This window comes from Mesobacillus persicus (assembly GCF_900109925.1).
Lineage (GTDB): Bacteria > Bacillota > Bacilli > Bacillales > Cytobacillaceae > Mesobacillus_B > Mesobacillus_B persicus.
In genome coordinates, this window is the sequence record NZ_FOBW01000006.1 from 216,410 (window position 1) to 240,113 (window position 23,704).

Consider the following 23,704-nt stretch of genomic DNA (forward strand, 5'->3'; position numbering starts at 1 on the left):
CGCTTACAAACCACCTGCAATAAATTGCATACTATGCAACTTATTGCGTGCCACTATTTTCAATTCCTAGTTTTTCAAGTTTGTAATAGAGACTTCTTACCGAAATTCCCAAGGACTTGGCTGTTAATGTTTTATTTCCATTCATCTTTATCAGTGTATCCTTAATAATAGAAAGTTCATGCTTACTTATCTGACTAGCAAGAGTTTCCACACTCTCGGCACCAGGCAATTCTGTTTGGGAAGGTAACGATTGGGCCCCCACAAATTCAGGAAGATGCCGAGCTTGTATCTCTAGTTCGTGGTAATTCATAAATATAATTGCTCTCCCCAAGACGTTTTCAAGTTCCCGAACATTTCCTGGCCAATTATACTCCATTAATTTCTTGATTGCCGTCGTTGATACCCCGTCCACATTTCTACCATAATCTTGGTTAATTTTATGAATAAGCCTTTCACACAAAAGCGGAATATCTTCTTTCCTCATTCTTAACGGCGGTATATGAATCGGCATCCGATTTAAACGATAGTACAAATCCTCTCTAAAGCTTCCATTGGCAATCGCCTTTTCTAAATTAAGGTTTGTGGCGGCAATCACACGGACGTTAATTGGAATCGCCTTCGTCCCCCCTACACGAACAATCTCTTTTTCTTGGAGCACGCGTAATAGCTTTGCCTGAGTATTAGCCGGGAGCTCCCCAATCTCATCTAAAAAGATACTCCCGTTGTTTGCATCCTCAAAAAACCCCCTCTTCCCTCCTCTTTTCGCCCCAGAAAAGGCTCCTTCTTCATAGCCAAATAATTCACTTTCCAGAAGAGATTCACTAATCGCTGCACAATTCACTCGCAGAAATTTATTGTATTTACGATCACTTTCATTATGTATTGCATGAGCAAATAGCTCTTTACCTGTCCCTGACTCTCCCCGTAACAAAACCGTTGCAGGAGTTTTAGCCCCAAGACGTGCTTGCTCTATGGCAATCTTCATTTCCTCTGATTGGCCAATGATATCAACAAACGAATATTTCGCTTCAAGGGTCCTAATAATCTGTCTAGCTCTCACTAATTCTCGGTTTAGACTCTGAATCTCAGACATATCATGTATGACCCCTACACTCCCTTTTAATTTTCCATCAACAATAATAGGAGCTACATTTACGATTACTTCTTTTTTAAAAGGTCCAACCCTCATCGCTACCCCACGTACCGCCCTTCTCGTCTCTAGAACCTTCATGTGCATGCTTTCACCTTCAGAGATATCAGCTGTCGCAGGTTTGCCAATGACCTCCTCCTCTGTTAATCCAGTGATTCTGCTATAGGCACGATTAATAAGAATTCCCCTTCCATTTTCGTCTACAACGGATATCGCTTCTTCACTTGATTGAATAATCGCCTCTAACATGGTCTGAATCTCTTTTAAGTTGGTAATTTCCCCAGCGAGTCTGACTACCTCTGTGATTTCTTTAAACACACTAAATGCACCGATAACCTGATTCTTTTCATCTATCATCGGAATACGTGTTGCAATAATTTTGACTCCATTTTCCAATGTTAGCTCTTGATTATTTTCAATAATTCTTGATTTCATTATGAAAGGGAGACGACTCCCTGGGATGACTTCATGAATATGTTTTCCAATCACTTCTTGAGGAGAAATACCAATTATTTTTGACGCACTTCGATTAAAGAGAGTGACTTCTTCGGCCGCATTTACAACAATCATTCCATCTCCACTCGAATTAAAGATAAGATCGTGTTTATAGGTCTCATTTTTAAGTCGATGAATTAATTCTTCCCTTTCTTCCATTAAAGATGAAATCATGTATGTAACACTACCAGGTACAACAACTGTATCTTTCCCTCTAGCCTCATTTATACTTTTAAACACTTCAATATCGCCTGTCACTTCAATGACTAGATCAATCTTTTCTGTTAAAAATTCTCGCCAATCCGTTCCTGTCCGAATTCCAGCTTCTCTTGCCCGCTTTAACCCAGGGGCATCAGAATCAACGTCCACCACAGCCACAATGTCTGCCGTTTGCCTCAGCATCCCGATTACGGCGTTACCACCCTTCCCTGCTCCTACTATTAATATTTTCTGCATCCATGATCCACCTTTAACTAGAAATAAATTGCACTCTTTCATTTTACATAGTATGCAATATCTTGCACAAGTTTATTTTCACCCTTGACAAATCTCATCAATCATTTATGATACTTTTTGAAAGATACATTCTGAGTGAAAGGGAATGAACATGACAAGGATTATCGCTCTTATTATTTTAATTATCCCCGGCGCACTCGCAGCTTATGGTGTGAAACTGATGCGAGACATGGTCTTTGGCATTTTGCAGCCACCCTTTCCATTTGCATGGATTCAATTTTTAATTGGACTACTACTGTTTCTAGCTGGCTTGGCGTTTATTGCTGGTTTTGTTCTTCGTCGAGACAGGAAGAGAAATAAAGTGCAGGCACGTTTTCGTGTACCGGCTGTTAAGGACCAAAAAGGCCGTGACGAATAGTCACGACCTTTTTTTTATGCCCTCTCTTACCTTGAATGCCTTTATGGGATCATCTGTAATTATTGCCGAGCAACCGGCCTTCATTAACCTTTCCATTTCCGATTCATTATTGACTGTATACGGCCGGATAGCAATATTATGTTCTAGTGACTGTTTTATGATCTCATTAGGCGCCGCTTTAAAGTTTGGATGAAACCCTTTTGAACGTATCGATTGGGCATAAATCCATGGCATATAAAGTCCTTCCGCCAGAATAGGAGCGGTTTCTATTTCAGGGGCGAATTGATTAGCATAGACAACGCTATAATGATTAAAGGAAGATAGAATAATTCTCTTCTCAAGTTGATATTCCCTTACAAGTGAAATGACCTTATCTTCCATCCCTTTATATGGAAACAACCCGTTCTTAAACTCAATATTACAGATCATTGAGTTTCCAGATAACCATGTAAAAACATCTTTCAAGAAAGGGATTGGCTCTTTTTGCCCTGCATCAAACTTTCTAATTTCTTTAGCGGTGTAATCTTTAACATAGCCCTTCCCATTTGTGGTTCGGTCTATTTTTTCATCATGTATTACAACTAATTCCCCATCTTTTGTCATTTGTACATCAAGCTCTAATCCCTCCGCCCCCGCTTCTGCCGTCTTGACAAATGCCTTCATGGTGTTTTCGGGGAACTTCGATGAATAACCACGGTGAGCCAAAATAATTGTCAATTGACCACATCCTCACATTTAAAAATAAAAACACCCTTCCATTTATTGAACTCCAATAAGAGAAGGATGCTGTTTATTCAATATTACGCCTAAATGGGGCTTTTATACCTTACCGTCTCAAGAAGCCTTATGCTCTAAACGAAGCTTATCAGCCACCATTGCAATAAATTCTGAGTTGGTAGGTTTTGCTTTCGACATACTTACAGTGTAACCGAACAACGAAGAAATCGATTCAATATTCCCTCTGCTCCAGGCTACTTCAATTGCATGACGGATTGCACATTCCACTCGACTTGCAGTAGTATTGAATTTCTTGGCAATATCAGGATACAAGACCTTTGTAATCGAACCGAGAAGTTCAATATCATTGAACACCATTGAAATTGCCTCACGTAAGTATAAATAACCTTTAATATGAGCTGGAACACCTATCTCGTGAATGATGCTAGTAATACTAGCGTCAAGATTCTTAGGCTTTTGTTCTGAGGAGGCTTTGTAACTTGTGCCTAAAGGTTTACGCGCTAACCCCTTTGCCTTGCCACTTACTTGGCGGATATGGTTGCCCAAGTTCTCCATATCGAATGGTTTAAGGATAAAATAAGAAGCACCTAATTCTACAGCATTTTTCGTAACATCCTCCTGGCCAAATGCTGTCAACATGATAACATGTGGATTATACTTCCCTGAATCACGTAACTTCTCAAGTACAGCTAAGCCATCTAAGTGAGGCATAATGATGTCCAGTAATAGGACATCCGGTTCAGTCTCACTAAGCATCTCTAGGCAATCCTGACCATTATGAGCCACACCCACTACTTCCATATCCTCTTGTGAAGAGATATACTCTTCCAATAATCCTACTAGTTCCCGATTATCGTCCACGACGCATACTTTAATTTTATTCACCTTTTCGGTTCCTCCTCTGTCCCATATGTTCTCTAGTCGGTCATCTCTATAACCTATTCTAAATGACTAATTCGACAATGCAACAGGAAATCCTTTTATTTTTTATTTTTTCTTAAAAACTGAAGGATTTCTATTTTATCCTTTTATTTCCTCTGCGTTTCGACTTATTTCGCAAGTTGACAAATGTTTCAGTTGAACTTTGTCGAAAAATCTTTATTTGTGTCCGTAACTAGCGCCTTGTCCAATTGGACAAGGCGCTTAGACAAGATGTTATTTATTTATAATCGGATAGACCGATTTTCTTCCAAATCTACAATTAACTCGCATTCTGTCGGGGTTTTTCATAAATGTCAATTCCTGCTTCGTTTAACATCCATTCAATATGAACCCCATACCCACTAGTAGGATCATTAACAAATACATGAGTAACAGCACCGATCATCTTCCCGTCTTGAATGATTGGACTACCACTCATCCCCTGCACAATGCCACCAGTCTTTGCTAAGAGTTTAGGGTCCGTTATCTTAATCACCATCCCTTTTGTAGCAGGAAACTTTTGTGGGATGGTACTAACGATTTCAATATCAAAAAGATTAACCTCGTCGTTATCTACCACAGTTAAAATCTTTGCAGGGCCCTCTTTCACTTGATGTGAAAGAGCGATAGGCATCGGTTTATCAAGAATGCCGTTTTTCATATCATTATTATTTAGTTCCCCGAAAATTCCGTAGGGACTATTTCGTTTTATATTACCAATTACTTTTCGATCAGATGAAAATCTAGCTAGCTTTTCACCTGGATCGCCATTGGAGCCTTTCTCAATGGAAGTAACCGTTGAACGGACAATTTGTCCATCCTCGACTACTATCGGCTTTTTCGTGTCCATATCAGAAATGACATGGCCAAGAGCGCCATATTTTTTTGACTCAGGATGGTAAAACGTCATCGTGCCAATACCTGCAGCTGAATCCCGGATATATAACCCAAGTTTAAAGGTATTTTCATGTTTATCTTTTTGTGGTTCTAACTTTGTTGCAATTTTTTCGTTTTCTCGTTTAATGACAATGTCCATCGGTTTGCCCGATTCCCCTGCCTTCTGAACAAAAGGGCCCACATCCGCCATTTTTTCTATTCTTTTTCCATTGATTTCAGTAATAATGTCTCCTACCTTTATGCCAGCTAACTCACCTGGTGATACCTTGCCCTCAGCAGTCTGAACCTGGTGATGTCCTACTACAAGAACACCAACAGTGTTTAACTTAACGCCTATGGATTGTCCACCTGGCATTACTCTGAAATCCTTTAATACGTTGACATCAACCTTTTTTATCGGTAAACCTGCAAGCTCAAGTACCAATTCATCTTTCCCTTGGGTAACAGCCTCAATTGAAACCGCCCCATCACTCTGCTTTGTCGCAATTTTTTTGTTGTTCTGCTCTACGCTAGCTAAAACAGGGAGGGAGGATACATCATATTCCTGTCCTTCAAATAAAGTAACTTCTTTTGGAATTGAAACATAATCTTGGATAGGCCCTGTAAAACCCAATAAAAGTAATGAAACAAGGAGAATTCCACCAATAACTCGTCTGAGAAATTCTTTTTTCAATCTTTTCACTCTCCTCGCTTCTAGTTCACACACATCTTTATATGGCTACAGTTTTAATTTTGCCTTGTGACCTCTCATTTATAACCGGAAGAATTTAAAAAAGCTATCCAATAATTGATAGCTTTCATGTGGCAGTCTTCATAACCCGTGCCATGTAAAGGAGTTCCTCTGCATGTTGCCTCGTTAAATCGGTAACTTCCACTCCAGAGATCATTCTCCCTATTTCATGGATTTTCTCAGAATCAGAAAGAGGAGAGACAGAGGTTTTCGTACGACCTTTCTGTATGTTCTTTGTGATATACAGATGAGTATCAGCCATCGCAGCCACTTGTGGTAGATGCGAAATACATAAAACCTGAGAATTTTTTGCGACCCGATAAATTTTTTCAGCAATAGCTTGTGCCACTCTGCCGCTAACACCTGTATCAACTTCATCAAAAATAATCGATGTTACACCTTGATGCTTAGAAAAAATGCTTTTCAGCGCAAGCATAACCCTCGACAATTCACCGCCTGATGCCACTTTAGATAAAGGCTTTAACGGTTCACCTGGATTAGTAGAAATGTAAAACTCAACTTTATTTGTTCCATTTTTCAGGAAGTTGTTTTCTTCATCTTCTACTTTGACTTCAAAAACGGTTTTTTCCATATAAAGTCCTTTAAGTTCCTGATGAATCAGATCCGTTAATTCTCTCGCCCAATTGCTTCTGGCTCTAGTAAGATTTGTGGCCTCAAGTTGTAAATCTTTTTTCAGTGAAGCGAGTTCTTTTTCCATCTGACCTATGTGAAGTTCCTTATTTTGAAGGGTTTCAATCTCTTCTTCAATTTTTGCGGCATATTCAAGAACTTCAGTTATGCTCTTGCCATATTTTCGCTTCAGCTGATTAATCTCAGTAAGCCTGTCCTCAATTTCGTTAAGTCGCTGAGGGTCAAATTCTAGTATATCCAACTCACTTCTTAATACTCCTGCTGCGTCTTCGAGCAAGTAAAAACTATTTGCTACTGATTCATACAGTGCCTTATATTCTGGATTAATCTCCACAGCTGATTCTAGATGATCCATGACCATCCCAATCCAATCTAGCCCTCTCTGATCGCCCTTTAAAGCATTGTAACTCGCTTGAATACCTTCATATATTTTTTCAAAATTATTTAACCTTTTTCTTTCTTCAAAAAGCTCCTCATCTTCATTCAATTTTAATTGGGCAGAATGGATTTCCTCAAGTTGGAATTGTATGAGATCCAAACGATGAGCGTTTTGCTGCTCGTTCTCACTAAGGTTTTTTAATTTCTTTAATGTTTGCTCATAGGACTTAAAAATACTTTGATATTCTGACATCGCTGGATAAATATCCTCTGAACCAAACTGATCCAACAAGTTGATATGTTTCGTTTCATCCATCAATTCCTGATGTTCATGTTGTCCATGAATATCAATTAAGGCAGAGCCAATTTCTCGCAGTATTCCAATCGTCACTAATTTCCCATTCACTCTGCAAACACTTTTACCGGAACTAGCTATGTCTCTCCGAAGGACAACCATGCCATCCTCAACTTCGATACCGAAGTCCTTTACCTTTGCATAACAAGGGTGGTTTTCCTTTTCTAGGAAAAACAGCCCTTCAATTTCAGCCTTTCCCTCTCCATGACGAACAAATTCAGCTGAGCCCCGTCCCCCAACCAAAAGGTGAACGGCGTCTATGATAATGGACTTTCCGGCTCCCGTTTCTCCCGTAAGTACCGTTAACCCTTTTTGGAAAGAAATAGAGAGAGACTCAATAATAGCAAAATTTCTAATCGACAATTCACTTAGCAAAAGTGATCACCCCATCTTAAAGCATTTCAAGGAACCTATTTTTGATTATATCGGTGTCTTCAGGGGTTCGACAAATGATTAAGATCGTATCGTCTCCACAAATCGTCCCAAGAATTTCATCCCAGTCTAGATTATCTATTAACGCTCCAATTGCGTTTGCATTCCCCGGCATGGTTTTCATCACTAACAGATGTCCCGCATGATCAATCCGGACAAATGCATCCATCAAAGAACGTTTTAATTTTTGTAATGGGTTAAAACGCTGATCAGCAGGAAGACTATATTTGTATCTTCCATCAATTAACGGTACTTTCACTAAATGCAATTCTTTTATGTCTCGTGAAACAGTTGCTTGAGTTACATTAAATCCACCCTGCTTAAGCCGATCGACAAGCTCGTCCTGAGTTTCAATCTCATCATTTGCAATTAGCTCTCGAATTTTAATATGACGCTGTCCTTTATTCACTTTATCACCTCTAGGAATACAAAAAGCATTTACACAAACTACTTCTTATGTTATCCGATTTCTTCTGAATGTACAATATTTCGTTAGTTTTCGCCAAAAATATTTATACTACAATATGGATATTTAATCACAGCAGAAAAAAAGAACAGGCATGGCCTATTCTTCTGTTCGCTTAGACTTTAATTCTTTATGTGCCTCCGTAATAACCTCTAAGGGTTGCTTACTTAAATATGAAGTACCTTGTTTATCAAGTGAGTTCAATTGAAGGTGGAGCAAGAATTCAATATTGCCATCACCACCGGTTATCGGTGAGAAAGACAAGTCTTTGACATCAAAACCAATTTTCAATGACAATTCTAGCATGGTTTCTAACACCGCGAGATGGACTTTAGGGTCTCGGACAATTCCTTTTTTTCCAACCTGTTCACGACCAGCTTCAAATTGAGGCTTAACCAGGGCAACTACATCACTCCCTGGAACGAGCAGTGTCTTTAATACCGGTAAAATCAATTTCAAGGATATAAAACTAACATCTATTGTTGCAAATTCAGGCATTCCTCTCGTTAAATCTGCAGGAGTCACATACCGGAAATTAGTCCTTTCCATGACCTCAACCCGCTCATCCTGTCTCAGCTTCCATGCCAGTTGATTGTAACCTACGTCTAGTGCATAGGACATTTTAGCCCCATTTTGCAAAGCACAATCCGTAAAACCACCAGTAGAAGATCCGATATCCAACATGATTTTACCCGCAACCTCAAGTTCAAAGGTTTTTAGAGCCTTTTCAAGCTTTAACCCACCTCTACTTACATAGGGAAGGACATTGCCTTTGACGACGAGTGGAATGTCTGCATTTACTTTTTCACCGGCTTTGTCTAGTCGCTCCTCATTCGTATAAACAAGGCCCGCCATAATTGCTCTCTTAGCCTTCTCTCGAGTCTCTACAAGCCCTCTCTCGACAAGTAGCACATCTACACGTTCTTTTTTGCTCTTCATGCGTTACGCCCTTTTTTCCTTTTGTCTAGCTAAGGTTTTTATCGTACTAATGACACTATCCGTTGTCATCTCGATTTCCTCTAACAACTCTTCTACATTTCCATGTTCAATAAATTGATCAGGAATTCCTATACGCTCAATCCTAGCTCCATGAAACCCAAGATCGTTGGCCGTTTCTAGTATGAAGCTACCAAAACCACCCTGTAACACGGCCTCTTCGATTGTAAGTATTGGCATTTCACTCTTCAGAATATCGGTAAGCATCTTCTGATCAAGAGGCTTAATAAACCTACAATTAATAACTTTTACAGAAATGCCTTGTTTTGCTAAAGCGGCAGCAGCATCTAATGCCATAGGGATTGTCGTTCCAAAGGTTAGAATCGCAGCATCTTCCCCATCTGTTAACTCTTCCCATGATCCAATTGGAATGGTGCGGAGCTCTTTATCCATTGGTACACCAAGGCCATTTCCCCGAGGGAACCGAAGAGCAATAGGACCATCATCATAATTCAAAGCTGTATACACTAGATGCTGTCCTTCATTTTCATCCTTTGGCATCATAAGAACAAGATTTGGTAAACTTCTTAAGAAAGCAATATCGAAAACTCCTTGATGGGTCTCCCCATCTGCTCCAACAAGTCCAGCTCGGTCAATCCCCATAAAAACATTTAAGTTTTGTCGACAAATATCATGGACAACTTGATCATAAGCGCGCTGAAGAAAAGTTGAATAAATCGCAAAGAAGGGCTTCATCTTTTGGGTTGCCAATCCAGCAGCAAAAGTAGCTGCGTGCTGCTCGGCTATGCCGACATCAAACATCCGGTCTGGAAATTCTTTCGCAAATCCTTCGAGTTTGGAACCTACAGGCATCGCAGGTGTGATTGCAACAACTCGCTTGTCATCTCTAGCAATTCTTCTAACTGTTTCACTTACGAGCGAGCTCCATGCAGGAGCAGTATTTGATGATTTAACAAAATCACCTGTTTCTGTTTTATAGGGACCCGTGCCATGCCAAGTTCCAATTTTATCATTTTCAGCAGGGCGATACCCTTTCCCTTTTTTAGTCAGAACGTGGAGAAGAACAGGACCATCATATTTTTTAGCGTACGCTAAGTTTTCAAACAAGTCCTCATAATTATGGCCATCTACTGGGCCGAGATAAGTGAACCCAAGTTCCTCAAAAAACATTCCCGGAACAAACATATATTTTAGGCTATCCTTAATTCTTTCAGCGGTTCCTGCCAGTTGGTTCCCAACTGCAGGGATTTTTTTCAATAGAACTTCTAGTTCATCCTTAGCACGATTGTATTTACCAGCTGTTCTCATCCGTCCTAATACATTATGGATTGCCCCAACATTCGGCGCGATGGACATTTCATTATCATTAAGGATGACAATCATTTTTTCCTTTTCATGCCCAATATGGTTTAAGGCTTCTAAAGCCATCCCACCTGTAAGTGCACCGTCACCAATCACAGGGATTATATGTGATTTTTCTCCTTTTAGGTTTCTAGCGACTGCCATTCCCATCGCAGCCGATAAGGAAGTAGAGCTATGACCTGTTTCCCAAACATCATGCTCACTCTCAACCATTTTCGGAAAACCACAAAGACCTTTATGTTTTCTAAGCGTGTCAAATTGACAGGCTCGACCTGTTAAAATTTTGTGTACATACGACTGATGCCCAACATCCCAAATAATTTTATCCTTCGGGCTGTCAAAACACTTATGCAAGGCAATCGTGAGTTCGACAACACCTAGATTTGGGCCGATATGTCCCCCTGTCTGGGATAGCTTGTCAATTAGAAAACTTCGAACATCCTTACTTAGTGATTCCAACTCTTTAATGGAAAGGTTTTTAAGGAACGAGGGGTCTTTTATCGATAAAAGATCCATCACGGATCACTCACTTTCATTTCTGACTTTATTATCACGTTCAATTTAGGTAATCAGGATGGATTATAGCATAAAACAACCTAATCGCTCAACGGTCATCACATCAGGAAGTTCTTAGACCAATGAGATCTGTAATTTGTTCAAGAATGCTTGTATTGAGGTTGGTAGTCACTAACTCCTGCTTCGCATGGTCAATATGGTTTTGTAGAGCCTTTTTTGCGCCCTCAAGAGTAAGGAGGGATGGGTAGGTGCTTTTGTCGTTATCTGTATCACTACCAACTGGCTTTCCAATTTGTTCAACCGTGCCCTCAAGGTCGAGAATATCGTCTCTTATTTGAAAGGCTAGGCCGATATGGTATGCGAAAACCTGTAATTTATCTTTTACCTGCTCACTTGCTTCGGCGAGCTCTGCGCCTGCAAGGACACTGTAAGTCAACAAACGACCTGTCTTGTTGATGTGAATATACTCCAACTCTTTCAACGAAAGCTGTTTCCCTTCACCTTCCATATCTGCAACTTGTCCACCAACCATGCCTTCTGCACCAGAAGCTTCGGAAAGTTTGTTGATAAGGACCAGCTTTGTATCGGCACTTGCCGTTTCAGGACTTATATTTCCAATCATTTTAAAACTATGCGTTAAAAGAGCGTCTCCAGCTAGAATCGCTGTTGCCTCTCCGTATATTTTATGGTTCGTCGGCTTCCCTCTTCGTAAATCGTCATCGTCCATACTTGGAAGATCATCATGGATGAGTGAATAGGTATGAACCATTTCAATTGCTGCTGCCGCGTCCAACCCAATTTCAGGTTTACATTTAAAAGCCTCTAATGTAGCAAATAATAATAGCGGCCTGATCCGTTTTCCACCAGCTTCAAGTGAATATAACATGGAGTCCTTTAGAGCCTTTGGTGCTTCCAATTCAGCTATTGCACTTTTTAGCCGACTCTCAACAAGAGGCTTGTATTGATTTATAAACTGATCCAGTGATTTCATTGGCGATCTTACTCCTCCTCATTAATGGAGAAGTCAACAACCTGCCCATCATCGGTTAAGATTTGCGTGAGCTGCCCCTCGACATGTTTTAACTTATTATGACAAAGCTTTGAAAGCTCCATCCCCTCTTTATAAAAAGAAATGGCCTTTTCAAGAGGGACATCCCCTTCTTCTAACTTCTCTACAATTGCTTCTAATTTTTCCATTGCTTCTTCAAAGGTTAACATTTTCTCATCTGCCATTACCTTCACTCTCCTCCACATTTCTTACTGTACAATTAACTTGTCCATCGGGAAGTTGAACCCTTATTTCATCACCTTTTTTTACCTGTGATGTCTTTTTTATTAGGTGGCCATCTTCTGTATAAGATAGGCTGTATCCGCGCTCCATTATTTTCAAAGGACTTAGCGCTTCAAGAGTCGAAAGTACGCCTGAAAATTCCTTTTGTTTTTTTGAATGGATCTCTGCCATCGACCGATTTAATGCTTTTGTAAGGCGGCTATGTTGTTCCTGTGACCCTTTCAAAAGTTCCTGTGGATGTTGCCGATTTAATCTTTTGGTTACTTGTAGGTATTCATCTGATTTCATAACGGAAAGTTTTTTTGCATTGCGAACTAATGCTTCCGTAACCTTATCCACCTGTTCGAGCTTTTGTTCATAAAGTCTTCTAGGGTATCTAAAGGCGTAAGATTTTTTTAGCCGAACATATCGTTCTTGTTGAAAGCTCACCTTTTCCTTCATCGCCCTTATTAACCTTGCCTGTCGGGTTAATACCTTTTCTATTAAATCTTCGATATGAGGGACAGCTAGTTCTGCTGCAGCTGTTGGAGTTGGAGCACGCATATCTGCGACAAAATCAGCAATCGTAAAATCGGTCTCATGGCCCACTGCAGATATGATTGGAATCGTAGAAGTAAATATTGCCCTTGCAACAGCTTCTTCATTGAATGTCCATAGCTCTTCAATCGACCCACCCCCGCGGCCAACGATTAAGACGTCAATTTCCTTCACATTATTGGCGGTTTCAATCGCCTTCACTACCGAGGCAGCCCCTTGTTCCCCCTGCACTAAAGCAGGAAAAATAAGGATGTTGGCAATCGGATATCTCCGTTTAATCGTCGTAAGGATATCCCGGATTGCTGCACCAGTTGGAGACGTAATTACACCAACGGTTTGTGGATGTTTCGGAAGTTCCTTTTTATAGCGTTGTGAAAAGAGGCCCTCCTGATCAAGCCGTTCTTTTAATTGCTCATAGGCTAAGAACAAATCCCCAATCCCGTCAGGCTGCATCTCTTTAACGTAAATCTGGTATTGCCCACTTGACTCGTAGACAGTGATGTCTCCCTTGATCAATATCTTCATGCCATTTTCTGGACGGAATTTCATGGAACGATTATAGCTAGAAAACATGACAGCAAGGATTCGAGCTTTTTCATCCTTTAGAGTAAAGTACAGATGACCACTTGAATGTTGCTTAAAATTAGAAATTTCACCTTTTACATATACATCTTGTAGATGCGGGTCGGCATCAAATTTTCTTCTTATGTATTTCGTTAATGCAAAAACTGTTAAATGTTGTTGTTCTTTCATTAATAACCCCTGCCTATCGCTAAGTACTGGCTGGTGCTGCACTATTCTCCTATAGGTTGTGTAAAACGTTGCCGTTGATTACCGCTCCAATCAACTAATGTAAAACCAACATTGTACTTTACCATATCCTTACTATAAACAAGCTTATCCGCAGTAAAAAACTGCCTATATCTATTATAAGTTTTGAAGCTCCATTCGTCACTATCCAGAAGAAGGAGCAATCAAACTTGCCAGATATAGGCAGCCTTATTAATTATTTGTTCGTTGGAGCTTGTTTAGGGCATTCCGCGCTGATTTTAAAGTGTTATACATTAACATGGTAATGGTCATGGGGCCAACGCCACCTGGTACAGGAGTAATATGCCCTGCCACATCCTTTACCTCTTCATAGGAAACATCCCCACATAATTTACCTTCTTCATTTCGGTTGATTCCGACATCTATTACAACTGCTCCTGGTTTCACGTGTTCTTTAGTAATAAACCCTGTCCGACCGACAGCTGCAATGATGATATCGGCTGACTGAGTATGTTTCACAAGCTCTTTCGTTTTCGAATGACAATATGTAACAGTAGCATTCTCATTAAGTAAAAGCTGGCCAACCGGTTTTCCGACAATATTGCTCCGACCAACGACCACCACATGCTTACCTTCTAAAGCTACTCCAGACTCCTTCAGCATAACGAGAATTCCAAAGGGGGTACAAGATAGAAAAGCTTCTTGTCCAATCATCATCCTGCCGATATTCACTGGATGAAAGCCATCAACATCCTTCTCAGGTGAAATGGCTTCAATCACAGCCATTTCACGAATGTGTTTAGGGAGAGGTAGCTGAACAAGAATTCCATGAATGGAATCATCCTCATTTAACTCAGCTATTTTGCGTAGCAATTCTCCTTCGGCAACACTTTCTGTGTACTCTATTAGAACAGAGTGCATTCCGAGTTCCTTACAGGTCATTTGCTTACTTCTAACATACGTTTTGGATGCTTGATTATCCCCTACCAAGACAACAGCCAACCCAGGAGTAATCCCAGACTCCTTCAGCTTTTCGACCTCTAGGGAAATCTCAAGTTTCTTTCTCTTGGCAATTTCTTTCCCATCAATGATTAATGCTGTCATGTTTTATCCCCCTTCTCCCTATGCAAGAGGAAAAACCAGCCTGGAGCTGATTACAAAGCTTGTTTCACTTTGGAAAGAACTCCATTTACAAATTTACTCGACTGGTCATCCCCGTAAATTTTAGCAATTTCGATTGCCTCATCTAAAGCGACATTTGCTGGAACTTCTTCTTTGCAATACATCAGCTCAAATACAGCCAGACGTAGGATACTCCTATCAACATGAGCTAATCGTTCAATCGTCCACTTTTCTAATTGTTCTTTTATCATTCCATCAATTTCTTCCTGGTGCTGGACAACTCCTTCTACTAGATTTGTCAGATATTGATCATTTGGTTGATCTTCAAGCACATGTTGAATGGCTTCGTTAGCCTCTACCTTACTTATATCAATTTGGAACAAGGCTTGTAATGCCTTTTCTCGTGCTGTTCTTCTTTTCATATATTCTCATTACTCCTTTATTCTGTCAGCGCTCACTAACAAGATAATAGCATACCATTGACTTAATGCGAATGGCTTCGTTATTATTTTTGCCTTTTTAAGGGTAACTTTATCAAGAACAATGTCAACTGTTTTAAAAAAAGTGGCCTCTTTTAACAAACATTATCCTTTAACAGAGCTAAAAGTAAAAGAACAAAAGCGCAAGCGCCCTGTAAGAAGGTGCTTTTTACCTTCTGAAAGGGAGTGGCTTATGTCTTCGCATCCCTAGGAGCCGCAGCTAAACAAGCTTATGACCCTTGGGGCTAGGCGCTGGAGCTGGATGCAGAAAACGAACATAGTTATCCGCACCCTTAACTTTTATAATTTCATAAACAATAAAAAACCAAAGACAGAGACTGTCTTTGGCCTGCTTTTTATAGATCTTCTTCCACTTCGTTTTCAGGTTTCTGAGTTTCAAATTGGATACCGACAACATGAATATTTACTTCTGCCGCTTCAAGGGCAGTCATATTTAAAAGTGCCTGACGGATATTGTCTTGTATTTTTTGAGCTACATTTGGAATGGATAAGCCGAACTTCATCATACAATAAACATCTACCTTGATGCCCTCATCAGCCAGTTCAACTCGAACACCTTTCCCATGATTCTTTTTCCCAAGACGCTCTACTACTCCTGCTGCAAAACTTCCGCGCATTTGGGATACCCCTTCAACCTCTGATGCGGCGATTCCCGCTATAACTTCAATTACCTCTGGAGCAATTTCAACTTTCCCAAGACTGTTCTCACCTTGACTCATTTCTAGTACACGCTGTTCACTCATTTTGCTTGCACCTCCTGATTATTCTTCTGCCATTACATTGTACATTTCTAAAAATTTCGTATTGAACTCTCCTTCAACAAAACGCTCATGATTTAGAAGCTTTAAGTGAAAAGGAATAGTCGTGTGGATTCCTTCGATTACAAACTCAGCCAGAGCTCGCTTCATGCGATTAATAGCTTCTTCCCGGCTACTTCCGTAAGCGATAACTTTCGCAATCATTGAATCGTAATAAGGGGGAATAGAATATCCCGGATAAGCAGCAGAATCAACCCGGACACCAAGGCCACCTGGAGGAAGGTACATCTTAATTTTACCTGCGGATGGCATAAAGTTTTTAGACGGATTCTCAGCATTAATCCTACACTCGATTGCCCACCCATTAAAAACTACATCCTCTTGCTTTAAACTAAGTCTTTCACCAGACGCCACTTTGATTTGTTCCTTAATTAAGTCAACTCCAGTGACCATCTCGGTTACAGGATGTTCTACTTGAATACGGGTATTCATTTCCATGAAATAAAACTTACGATTGCGATAATCATATATAAATTCTACCGTGCCAGCGCCTGTATAAGCAACCGCTTTTGCTGCTTTTATTGCAGCATTCCCCATTTCTTCACGTGTTTCACCATCTAACGCAGGAGATGGAGTCTCTTCAAGTAGCTTTTGAAGCCTACGCTGAATAGTACAATCCCGCTCTCCTAAGTGGATTGTGTGACCATAGTTATCAGCCATTACTTGTATTTCTACATGGCGGAAATCCTCTATGTATTTCTCTATATACACGCCCGGGTTACCGAAGGCGGTATTCGCCTCTTGTTGAGTAATATTGATCCCTTTAATAAGTTCTTGTTCTGTCCTGGCAACACGAATCCCTTTGCCGCCACCTCCAGCAGTTGCTTTAATAATCACAGGATAGCCAATTTCATTAGCCAGTTCAACAGCATCGTCGGTATCCTTAATAATCCCCTTAGACCCTGGGACAATAGGAACGTTCGCTTCACGCATCGTTTCACGCGCTACATCCTTTGTACCCATCTTCTGAATCGCTTCAGGAGTCGGACCAACAAAGATAATATTAACCTCCCTGCATAACTCAGCAAAATCAGCATTCTCTGCAAGAAAACCATAACCTGGGTGAATTGCATCACAGTCGGTTAACTTAGCAACGCTAATGATATTGGTGAAGTTTAGGTAACTATCCTTCGATGCTTTAGGGCCTATACAGTAGGCCTCATCAGCCAATTGCACATGAAGTGACTCTTTATCCGCTTCTGAGTAGACAGCAACGGATTCTATTCCTAGTTCACGACATGCACGAATAATTCGGACTGCGATTTCTCCTCTATTTGCAATTAATAGTTTTTTTATCATGGTATTCACGCTCCTTATTCAGACTTTACAAGGAATAAAGGCTGACCATATTCCACAAGCTGTCCGTCCTTCACAAGCACTTCTATTATTTCTCCGTTAACTTCGGCTTCGATTTCATTAAATAATTTCATTGCTTCAACAATACAGACAATCGAGTCTTTACTCACTTTAGAGCCAGTTTTCACATAAGCATCTTTATCTGGAGAAGGAGATTGATAGAAAGTCCCTACCATCGGGGAAGTTATCTTATGTAAATTAGTATCTTCCTGAACTTCTTCATGTTTGACTTCCTGCTTGGGTTCTTCCTTTTTGATTACTGATGTGGTTGGAGAAGGCGGAGCTGGCTTAGGAGTTTCAGACACGGCTTGAACCGGCTCAACCACTACTTGTTGGCCCTGAACCTTCTTCTTCATTTTAATTTTAGAGCCTTCACTTTCATATGTGAATTCATCAATGCTTGACTGATCCACTAGCTTGATTAATTCTCTAATCTCTTGTACTTTTAACATTTTTTAGACACCCCTAGTTCATTTTTTTAATAACAATTACTAGATTTTGTAAAGTCCATTTTACATGAACTTACATTAGATATTTCTTTAATTTTTGGCTGCGTTAAATTTGGCTGTTGATTTCCGCCCCCAACGAAACATAAATCAACAAAGTATTATTACAGGGCCTTCAATTTTTAATACTAGATACTAATACTATACGATAATATCACGTATAAGTTCAATATGTGAAGATAAAGACTTTATTTCAAAGATAATTCAAACTATTAACTCTATTTTAAACCTCTCTTGGTAAAATGTGAACTTATCTGATTATTTTTTTTCCTACCGAATGTAAATCAAATTATTCCCACATAAAAAGATCGAGGTTCCACCCCGATCTTTTTATTGTATTTATTTTTCTGGTTGGAAGGTTACGGCTACAGCCTGTAAGGAACCAAGCTCGTTACGAACCATCTGAATGATTTCATTTGCTTCCGTAGCAGAGTGTTCTTTTGATTTAACGGTTACACGTACTTTATCGCCATCTGCTCTAACTAATGCATCTTCATATCCCATAGTTTTAATTAATGTTTCTAGTACTCCCTCTTTCTGTGCAACGCTGTCTAATTCTTGCATCTTCTCATAGGCAGCATTACGCTGTTCCACAGGAAGGTCAGTAGAAGCTACAATTTCTTGAAACTCTTCTTTCATCTCACTACGTTGATCATCGAGAGTAAGTCGAAGTGCTTCAAACTGCTCGTCGCTAGCAACTTCGGAAATGATTGTCTCACCATCTGCAGATTCTGTAGATTCTGTGCTTTCAGCGTTTTCTTCTGTAGCTGCACTTTCTTCTTCTTGTTCAACCGTTGCCAGATTGCTCTGGTTTGGATCTGGCGAAGTAATATAATAGACTGATAATACGACTACAAGACTAAGCATTGTTAACAACCATACAGTTTGTTTCTTTAATAACATTTATGAATCCCCCTTAGATTTTTTAGGTAACACAGACACGCGATGACTTGGAACATCAAGCGTTCTGCTGACCGCTTCTTTAATCCATTTTTCCACTTGAACATTTTCGACCCCTCTTGCGACTACAAGGACACCTCTAATGGCAGGTTTCTTAGTTTCTAAAACAATTGGAGTTTCTTTTTCACCCTCGCGAATGATGACAAGTTGTTCATCCTTTGAAAGGTCTTCAACCCCTCGTTTCCCACCCTCCCGATCGCTTTCCTCGGTTGTCTGAGATTGGGTTACGGTATTTTTCTCCAGTATCTTTTTTTCGGTCGCATCAACGTTCACGACTACAGTGACGTCTGTTACACCGGCAATTTCCTCTAGGGCCTCTTTTAGCTCTCTTTCATATTCATCCTCATAATCTGAAATCATGTTATTTTCAGAGGTTTTCTTTTGTCCAAAAGCAGGTTCATCCTCTTGATTTGCATTATTACTAAAGGCAGTGATGCCGTCGGATGTGCTTGTATCATTCGTAAATAAGTTTCCAACCAGCATGATCGCAACTCCGAATAAAGCCGCAATTAGCAGGTAGGGATATTTGGTTCCCTTTTTATCCTGTGTTACATCTTTCTTGGACAGCTGATTTTTAATCCAGTTGACTGGCCCTTTATTATTGCTCATTGCTACTCTATGTCCCCCCTTCTATGAAAACTTCAATGACTGCTTTTGGAACATTCCACTTATCTGAAAGAAAAGTGGTAATTTCTCCGATTTTTCTTATGTTTTGTTCTGATGGAAGGGGCTCAGCAGTATCAATTTTCACTTCTTTTACAACAGCAACTGCGTCGTCTTCATCCCCGTGGTCCGCAACCCTAACTGTAATAGATTGCAAGTCTTCAGGAGATAGGTTTTCATCCATTTCCTCTGCTTCTATTTCGATCTCAGCAATTTTCATACCGTACTGTTCCATCAACTCCTCCTCTGCGTCCACCTTTAGTTGGACAGCCGTTTGTTCTAAAATATATGCATGTTGGGAGGCTTGTATTTCTTTTTTCTGCAATTCTATTAAATTTTCCATCCTTTTTTCATCAACATTCCCTTGAAAGCTAGAGATGGAGGCAATCGCTGACTCAAAATCGGTTGAGAAAATTTTCATGATTGGTGAGAGGATAATAGTAATTAATAGTAAACTAACGACAACTTTTACATATTTTTGCAAATTCGAATTGGGTAAGAGCATATCGATCACAGTTGCGAGCAATATAAAGATTATGATATTCGTTATCCACTCTGTTAAAAAATCCAAATTCGCTCCTCCTATCGAACCATCATCGTTAAGTTCCCAGCAACCACGATCACCGTAATACTCAAGAAAAACATGAGTGAAACAATCGCTAGCGCAGCAAAAACATAGATAATACTCTTTGAAATGACCTCTAGGCAGGATATGACTGGCCCGCCCCCAAGTGGCTGCAGTATCGCAGCAGCAAATTTATAGGTAAAAGCAATCAGCAAGATTTTAACAGCCGGAAAGGCAGCAATCAGAAGAACAATCGCCACGCCTGCAATTCCTACGGTATTTTTCAACAATAAGGAAGCACTGATTACTGTATCGGTTGCGTCCGTGAAGAACCTGCCAATTACTGGTATGAAATTACTAGTCATGAATTTAGCGGTTCTAAGAGTCACCCCATCTGTTATAGCCGTTGCAGCACCTTGGACAGAAATCACTCCCAGGAAAACCGTCAAGAAGGCTCCTAGTAATCCGATGCTCCAATTTCGAAGTAACCCAGCGAGCTGCGTTACCTTATAATTCTCAGAAAGAATACTGACAATGCTAAGAAGGGCTGACATCATTAAAAGGGGCAAAATAATATATTGCACAAACATCCCGCTCGTACTCATTAAAAATAAAATCACCGGATGGAAAAATGCAGCAGACACCAGCCCACCGGATGAGACAATAAGAGCTAACAAAAGCGGAATTAAGGCTAGGATAAAGTGAATCATCTTGCCTACAGTTTCATTCGTGTAATCTAGTACGATATGAAAACTGTTGAGAGCAATAATAATCAAAACCATAAATACGATGGAATAGGCTACCTTGCTTATCGTACTTTTTTCAAAAGAGTTTTGAAGGGTTTGTAAAAAAATACTAAATATAGTCAGCAATACGAGTGATCCTAAGAGTTTCCCGTTTGCAAGAAATTCATGGAACATGAACTTAAGAATGCCATTAAACCATCCCTTTAAACTAAACTCCTTCTCCCCACTGATAAACTCATAGAGGCTTCCTTTCTGGCTTTCTGGCAAAAACCCACCATACTCTGTGAGGATATCCTCCCAAAACCTTTGGAGTTCATCAATTTTCAAGGCGTCGAGCTGTTCTTCAGCAATACCCTGTGTCTGTTCATGTTCAATATTCTCTTGTTGTCCCTCCCCGGTAGCAGCTTGTACACTCGTACAGGATAGAAAAAGCATTAGAAGAACAATACTGAAAATAATCTGCGTCAATTGCTTCATGTTTTTCCATATCATGATTAGGGTCCTCCCCCCTGTTTATCCAGGGATTAACTGAATAATCGTTTCGATTAGCACAGTTAAAATTGGAATAGCAGTAGCAAGAATTAGAATTTTTCCTCCTAGTTCGATTTTCGAAGCAATCGATCCTTGGCCAGCATCCTTGGTGATTTGTGCCGCAAATTCTGCAATATAAGCTATACCAATAATTTTTAAGATTGTTTCCACATAGACAAGATTGACGTTGGCCTTGGCAGCGAGATTTTCGACCATATTTATAATTAAGTAAATTTGGTCAACAAGGAACAAGAAGATGGCACAACCAGTAAAGACAATCAGTAAAAAGGCGAAATTTGGTTTCTGTTCCTTTAAGATTAGGGAAAGAAAGGTCGCCACTAACGCAACCCCAATTATTTGTAAGATTTCAATGGCTTACCCCTCCCTTACCCTTGAAATAAAAAAACAGATTTGATTTTATCAAAGAGTTCATCAACAATTGAGGCGACCATAAAAAGGATATATATAAAACCAAAGAGGGTTACCCACTGGGCATATTCTTTTTTCCCCATTTGATCAAGAATGGTGTGTAGAAATGCTACAACAATACCAACACCTGCAATTTTAAAAATAATATCAACATCCAAACCCATCTTGTCTGCCCCCTAATCGTTACATCAATAAAATAATTAATAATAACCCGGATAAAAACCCAAGACTTTTCACCATTTTTTCATATTTCATTTGCCTCTCGTGTGCATCTCCTTCTTCTCTTTCAAGATGTGTGATCGCTAGGTTGATTTGCTTTTGCTGAGAGTACTTGTCATGACGACCTAGTGTTTCTCCAAATTGTTTTAAAATCTCAAATTCTCCTTGTTTTAAGGCCGTGAACTTCCATGTATCCTTCAAACTCTCCTCCCAAGCGTGACTAACCGTCGTATCGGAGCTAGTCAACTTGACTGCAAATGTTTCAAAGATTAATGAAATCGGTTTAGCAAGCTGGGATGCTAGCTTTTGAGATGCCTCATGGAGTGGGGTATGGCCAAACATGATTTCAGCTTCTAGCGACTGCAAGGCCGCTTTAACATGCCTTAGCTGTTTTGGACGTTGGCTTAACTGCTTTGCAGCCTCGATGCCCGTCCAAGTTGTTGCGGCAATGATCAACACTGCCCCAATTAATTTCATCATTTAGGTCACCCTCACTTTCCGAGAGATTTCATCACCGTTTTCATTTTTTATACATGTGATTGTCCCGGGACCTGTTTCCCTTGAAAGTTCAATATAGCGAGAAAAAATCCCCATCTCTAGAACAGGTTGTAGGGTTGGTCGTTTTCGAATGTCTGCTAATGACTTGCCATGAGTTGTCATCACCAGTTTGATTCCTGCATTGACTGCCTCCATAATGGCTGCAGCATCCTCCTCTCGCCCAATTTCATCCACAATTAAAATATCGGGACTCATCGAACGAATTAACATCATCATCCCTTCTGCCTTTGGACAGGAATCAAGGACATCGATTCTTGGTCCAAATGTTAATTGCGGCACTCCGTGAACACAGCCTGCTATTTCTGACCTCTCATCAACAATCCCTACCTTCATAGGCGGGACATTCTCCCTAGCCACTCCAGTAGAAACCATCCTGGCTATATCCCGAAGAAGAGTGGTTTTTCCCGTTTGAGGAGGACCAATGATAATAGAATGCTGCCACTCTTTCGTATATATATAAGGGAGCAACTGCTCGGCAATTCCTATTTTTTCTCTGGCAATACGGATGTTAAACGATGATATATCTCTGATTGCCTTTACTTTCCCCGCCTCAAGAATGACCTTCCCGGCTAGTCCAACACGATGGCCGCCTGCAATGGTGATATAACCCCTTTTTAATTCTTCCTCAAGTGTATACATCGAAAAATTGCTTAGCTTATTCAAAAGCTGAACCCCATCTTCTGGATGAACAATATAGTGCAAGAAACTTGGATTACCACCTGAAATCACCTCTAGAGGTCGATGAAGCCTAACTCTTATTTCTTCAACCGTGTTTGTCTGTATCTGAGGAATTGCTTCGAGAGCATCTGCAATCCGTTTTGGTAAAAAGGCTAGAATTTCCTGCATGAACTACTCCTCCTGACTAACCCCTCTTTCTACTAAAATGTATGCTGGCTTGGACACTTTATGACTTACAATAGGAAAGATGAGCCAACAAAAAAAAATCCCTCATTGGAAGGATTCACATATTTTTTCGTTAGATAGGAAAGTAATAAGGCTAGAAAGGGGGAATGAACGATGGTTAATGAAGATCACAAACGTTTTCAACAAGAACAAAGAGATTTAAAGCATCAATATATCGGGGATGATAACAATCACCGTACAAAACAATCAATGGACCCCAAATACAACACTGGTCGTGATACAGATAAGTCACCAGGTGCTACTGGACGAGACATTTAATCGTTAAAAATGATAGCTAGTCCCGTTG

At 40.1% G+C, this 23,704-nt stretch carries 26 protein-coding genes; 2 read left to right on the top strand and 24 right to left on the bottom strand.

Features of this window, described 5'->3' with window-relative positions:
• Window positions 1-40: 40 nt before the first annotated feature.
• Complete coding sequence (locus BMX30_RS10675; protein ID WP_090744853.1) at window positions 41-2,101, bottom strand: sigma 54-interacting transcriptional regulator; 2,061 nt, start codon at window positions 2,099-2,101, stop codon at window positions 41-43.
• 151 nt (window positions 2,102-2,252) lie between these two features.
• Here BMX30_RS10675 and BMX30_RS10680 point away from each other — a divergent pair, with 151 nt between their 5' ends.
• On the top strand, window positions 2,253-2,519 hold the full coding sequence (locus BMX30_RS10680; RefSeq protein ID WP_090744856.1) for a DUF2627 domain-containing protein: 267 nt from the start codon (window positions 2,253-2,255) through the stop codon (window positions 2,517-2,519).
• Here the strand turns inward: BMX30_RS10680 and BMX30_RS10685 are convergent, their stop codons facing one another.
• The 23 genes from BMX30_RS10685 to spoIIIAA form a co-directional block, all read right to left on the bottom strand.
• The gene (locus tag BMX30_RS10685) at window positions 2,520-3,236 is read right to left on the bottom strand and encodes a glycerophosphodiester phosphodiesterase (protein ID WP_090744859.1); all 717 of its coding nucleotides are present in this window, start codon (window positions 3,234-3,236) and stop codon (window positions 2,520-2,522) included. It abuts the gene before it with no gap.
• A gap of 117 nt (window positions 3,237-3,353) precedes the next feature.
• The gene (spo0A, locus tag BMX30_RS10690) at window positions 3,354-4,142 is read right to left on the bottom strand and encodes a sporulation transcription factor Spo0A (protein ID WP_090744862.1); all 789 of its coding nucleotides are present in this window, start codon (window positions 4,140-4,142) and stop codon (window positions 3,354-3,356) included.
• Between the two features lie 316 nt (window positions 4,143-4,458).
• Window positions 4,459-5,757, bottom strand: coding sequence for a SpoIVB peptidase (spoIVB, locus tag BMX30_RS10695; RefSeq protein WP_425283752.1), 1,299 nt, complete (start codon window positions 5,755-5,757; stop codon window positions 4,459-4,461).
• Between the two features lie 115 nt (window positions 5,758-5,872).
• Window positions 5,873-7,564, bottom strand: coding sequence for a DNA repair protein RecN (recN, locus tag BMX30_RS10700; protein ID WP_090744867.1), 1,692 nt, complete (start codon window positions 7,562-7,564; stop codon window positions 5,873-5,875).
• A gap of 16 nt (window positions 7,565-7,580) precedes the next feature.
• On the bottom strand, window positions 7,581-8,030 hold the full coding sequence (ahrC, locus tag BMX30_RS10705) for a transcriptional regulator AhrC/ArgR (protein WP_090744870.1): 450 nt from the start codon (window positions 8,028-8,030) through the stop codon (window positions 7,581-7,583).
• 156 nt (window positions 8,031-8,186) lie between these two features.
• On the bottom strand, window positions 8,187-9,026 hold the full coding sequence (locus tag BMX30_RS10710) for a TlyA family RNA methyltransferase (protein WP_090744873.1): 840 nt from the start codon (window positions 9,024-9,026) through the stop codon (window positions 8,187-8,189).
• Window positions 9,027-9,029: 3 nt separating this feature from the next.
• A complete protein-coding gene (gene dxs / locus BMX30_RS10715; RefSeq protein ID WP_090744877.1) occupies window positions 9,030-10,922 on the bottom strand; it encodes a 1-deoxy-D-xylulose-5-phosphate synthase in 1,893 nt (630 codons plus the stop codon).
• A 103-nt stretch (window positions 10,923-11,025) separates the two neighbouring features.
• Window positions 11,026-11,913: a polyprenyl synthetase family protein gene (locus tag BMX30_RS10720; RefSeq protein ID WP_090744880.1), complete on the bottom strand. Its 888-nt coding sequence runs from the start codon at window positions 11,911-11,913 to the stop codon at window positions 11,026-11,028.
• Between the two features lie 8 nt (window positions 11,914-11,921).
• Complete coding sequence (locus BMX30_RS10725; protein WP_090744884.1) at window positions 11,922-12,155, bottom strand: exodeoxyribonuclease VII small subunit; 234 nt, start codon at window positions 12,153-12,155, stop codon at window positions 11,922-11,924.
• Complete coding sequence (gene xseA, locus BMX30_RS10730) at window positions 12,145-13,503, bottom strand: exodeoxyribonuclease VII large subunit (protein WP_090744887.1); 1,359 nt, start codon at window positions 13,501-13,503, stop codon at window positions 12,145-12,147. Before xseA ends, BMX30_RS10725 begins: the two co-directional genes overlap by 11 nt.
• A gap of 249 nt (window positions 13,504-13,752) precedes the next feature.
• The gene (folD, locus tag BMX30_RS10735; RefSeq protein WP_090744890.1) at window positions 13,753-14,625 is read right to left on the bottom strand and encodes a bifunctional methylenetetrahydrofolate dehydrogenase/methenyltetrahydrofolate cyclohydrolase FolD; all 873 of its coding nucleotides are present in this window, start codon (window positions 14,623-14,625) and stop codon (window positions 13,753-13,755) included.
• 50 nt (window positions 14,626-14,675) lie between these two features.
• Window positions 14,676-15,065 (bottom strand): transcription antitermination factor NusB, encoded by a 390-nt coding sequence (gene nusB / locus BMX30_RS10740; RefSeq protein WP_090744893.1) that lies wholly within the window; start codon window positions 15,063-15,065, stop codon window positions 14,676-14,678.
• 413 nt (window positions 15,066-15,478) lie between these two features.
• Window positions 15,479-15,886 (bottom strand): Asp23/Gls24 family envelope stress response protein, encoded by a 408-nt coding sequence (locus BMX30_RS10745; protein WP_090744896.1) that lies wholly within the window; start codon window positions 15,884-15,886, stop codon window positions 15,479-15,481.
• Window positions 15,887-15,904: 18 nt separating this feature from the next.
• A complete protein-coding gene (gene accC, locus BMX30_RS10750; RefSeq protein WP_090744899.1) occupies window positions 15,905-17,260 on the bottom strand; it encodes an acetyl-CoA carboxylase biotin carboxylase subunit in 1,356 nt (451 codons plus the stop codon).
• A 14-nt stretch (window positions 17,261-17,274) separates the two neighbouring features.
• A complete protein-coding gene (accB, locus tag BMX30_RS10755; protein WP_090744902.1) occupies window positions 17,275-17,769 on the bottom strand; it encodes an acetyl-CoA carboxylase biotin carboxyl carrier protein in 495 nt (164 codons plus the stop codon).
• A gap of 393 nt (window positions 17,770-18,162) precedes the next feature.
• Complete coding sequence (locus BMX30_RS10760) at window positions 18,163-18,726, bottom strand: SpoIIIAH-like family protein (RefSeq protein ID WP_090744905.1); 564 nt, start codon at window positions 18,724-18,726, stop codon at window positions 18,163-18,165.
• Window positions 18,727-19,392, bottom strand: coding sequence for a stage III sporulation protein AG (gene spoIIIAG, locus BMX30_RS10765; protein WP_090744908.1), 666 nt, complete (start codon window positions 19,390-19,392; stop codon window positions 18,727-18,729). It lies immediately after the preceding gene.
• Window positions 19,393-19,399: 7 nt separating this feature from the next.
• Entirely contained in the window at window positions 19,400-20,017 is a 618-nt protein-coding gene (gene spoIIIAF / locus BMX30_RS10770; protein ID WP_090744911.1) for a stage III sporulation protein AF, read from the bottom strand.
• Window positions 20,018-20,028: 11 nt separating this feature from the next.
• Window positions 20,029-21,234, bottom strand: coding sequence for a stage III sporulation protein AE (gene spoIIIAE, locus BMX30_RS10775; protein WP_090744982.1), 1,206 nt, complete (start codon window positions 21,232-21,234; stop codon window positions 20,029-20,031).
• Window positions 21,235-21,270: 36 nt separating this feature from the next.
• Window positions 21,271-21,660: a stage III sporulation protein AD gene (gene spoIIIAD, locus BMX30_RS10780; protein WP_244532563.1), complete on the bottom strand. Its 390-nt coding sequence runs from the start codon at window positions 21,658-21,660 to the stop codon at window positions 21,271-21,273.
• 14 nt (window positions 21,661-21,674) lie between these two features.
• The gene (gene spoIIIAC, locus BMX30_RS10785; RefSeq protein ID WP_090744916.1) at window positions 21,675-21,881 is read right to left on the bottom strand and encodes a stage III sporulation protein AC; all 207 of its coding nucleotides are present in this window, start codon (window positions 21,879-21,881) and stop codon (window positions 21,675-21,677) included.
• 19 nt (window positions 21,882-21,900) lie between these two features.
• A complete protein-coding gene (gene spoIIIAB / locus BMX30_RS10790; RefSeq protein WP_090744919.1) occupies window positions 21,901-22,416 on the bottom strand; it encodes a stage III sporulation protein SpoIIIAB in 516 nt (171 codons plus the stop codon).
• Entirely contained in the window at window positions 22,417-23,340 is a 924-nt protein-coding gene (spoIIIAA, locus tag BMX30_RS10795; RefSeq protein WP_090744921.1) for a stage III sporulation protein AA, read from the bottom strand.
• A gap of 171 nt (window positions 23,341-23,511) precedes the next feature.
• Here spoIIIAA and BMX30_RS23525 point away from each other — a divergent pair, with 171 nt between their 5' ends.
• Entirely contained in the window at window positions 23,512-23,676 is a 165-nt protein-coding gene (locus BMX30_RS23525) for a hypothetical protein (protein WP_170843844.1), read from the top strand.
• The last annotated feature ends 28 nt before the right edge of the window (window positions 23,677-23,704 follow it).

Bases quoted from the DNA above. Each gene is read 5' to 3' on its own strand.
- BMX30_RS10675 (WP_090744853.1), bottom strand. From the start codon at position 2,101: ATGCAGAAAATATTAATAGTAGGAGCAGGGAAGGGTGGTAACGCCGTA.
- BMX30_RS10680 (WP_090744856.1), top strand. From the start codon at position 2,253: ATGACAAGGATTATCGCTCTTATTATTTTAATTATCCCCGGCGCACTC.
- BMX30_RS10710 (WP_090744873.1), bottom strand. From the start codon at position 9,026: ATGAAGAGCAAAAAAGAACGTGTAGATGTGCTACTTGTCGAGAGAGGG.
- dxs (WP_090744877.1), bottom strand. From the start codon at position 10,922: ATGGATCTTTTATCGATAAAAGACCCCTCGTTCCTTAAAAACCTTTCC.
- BMX30_RS10720 (WP_090744880.1), bottom strand. From the start codon at position 11,913: ATGAAATCACTGGATCAGTTTATAAATCAATACAAGCCTCTTGTTGAG.
- BMX30_RS10725 (WP_090744884.1), bottom strand. From the start codon at position 12,155: ATGGCAGATGAGAAAATGTTAACCTTTGAAGAAGCAATGGAAAAATTA.
- xseA (WP_090744887.1), bottom strand. From the start codon at position 13,503: ATGAAAGAACAACAACATTTAACAGTTTTTGCATTAACGAAATACATA.
- folD (WP_090744890.1), bottom strand. From the start codon at position 14,625: ATGACAGCATTAATCATTGATGGGAAAGAAATTGCCAAGAGAAAGAAA.
- nusB (WP_090744893.1), bottom strand. From the start codon at position 15,065: ATGAAAAGAAGAACAGCACGAGAAAAGGCATTACAAGCCTTGTTCCAA.
- BMX30_RS10745 (WP_090744896.1), bottom strand. From the start codon at position 15,886: ATGAGTGAACAGCGTGTACTAGAAATGAGTCAAGGTGAGAACAGTCTT.
- accC (WP_090744899.1), bottom strand. From the start codon at position 17,260: ATGATAAAAAAACTATTAATTGCAAATAGAGGAGAAATCGCAGTCCGA.
- accB (WP_090744902.1), bottom strand. From the start codon at position 17,769: ATGTTAAAAGTACAAGAGATTAGAGAATTAATCAAGCTAGTGGATCAG.
- BMX30_RS10760 (WP_090744905.1), bottom strand. From the start codon at position 18,726: ATGTTATTAAAGAAACAAACTGTATGGTTGTTAACAATGCTTAGTCTT.
- spoIIIAG (WP_090744908.1), bottom strand. From the start codon at position 19,392: ATGAGCAATAATAAAGGGCCAGTCAACTGGATTAAAAATCAGCTGTCC.
- spoIIIAE (WP_090744982.1), bottom strand. From the start codon at position 21,234: ATGAAGCAATTGACGCAGATTATTTTCAGTATTGTTCTTCTAATGCTT.
- spoIIIAC (WP_090744916.1), bottom strand. From the start codon at position 21,881: ATGGGTTTGGATGTTGATATTATTTTTAAAATTGCAGGTGTTGGTATT.
- spoIIIAB (WP_090744919.1), bottom strand. From the start codon at position 22,416: ATGATGAAATTAATTGGGGCAGTGTTGATCATTGCCGCAACAACTTGG.
- spoIIIAA (WP_090744921.1), bottom strand. From the start codon at position 23,340: ATGCAGGAAATTCTAGCCTTTTTACCAAAACGGATTGCAGATGCTCTC.
- BMX30_RS23525 (WP_170843844.1), top strand. From the start codon at position 23,512: ATGGTTAATGAAGATCACAAACGTTTTCAACAAGAACAAAGAGATTTA.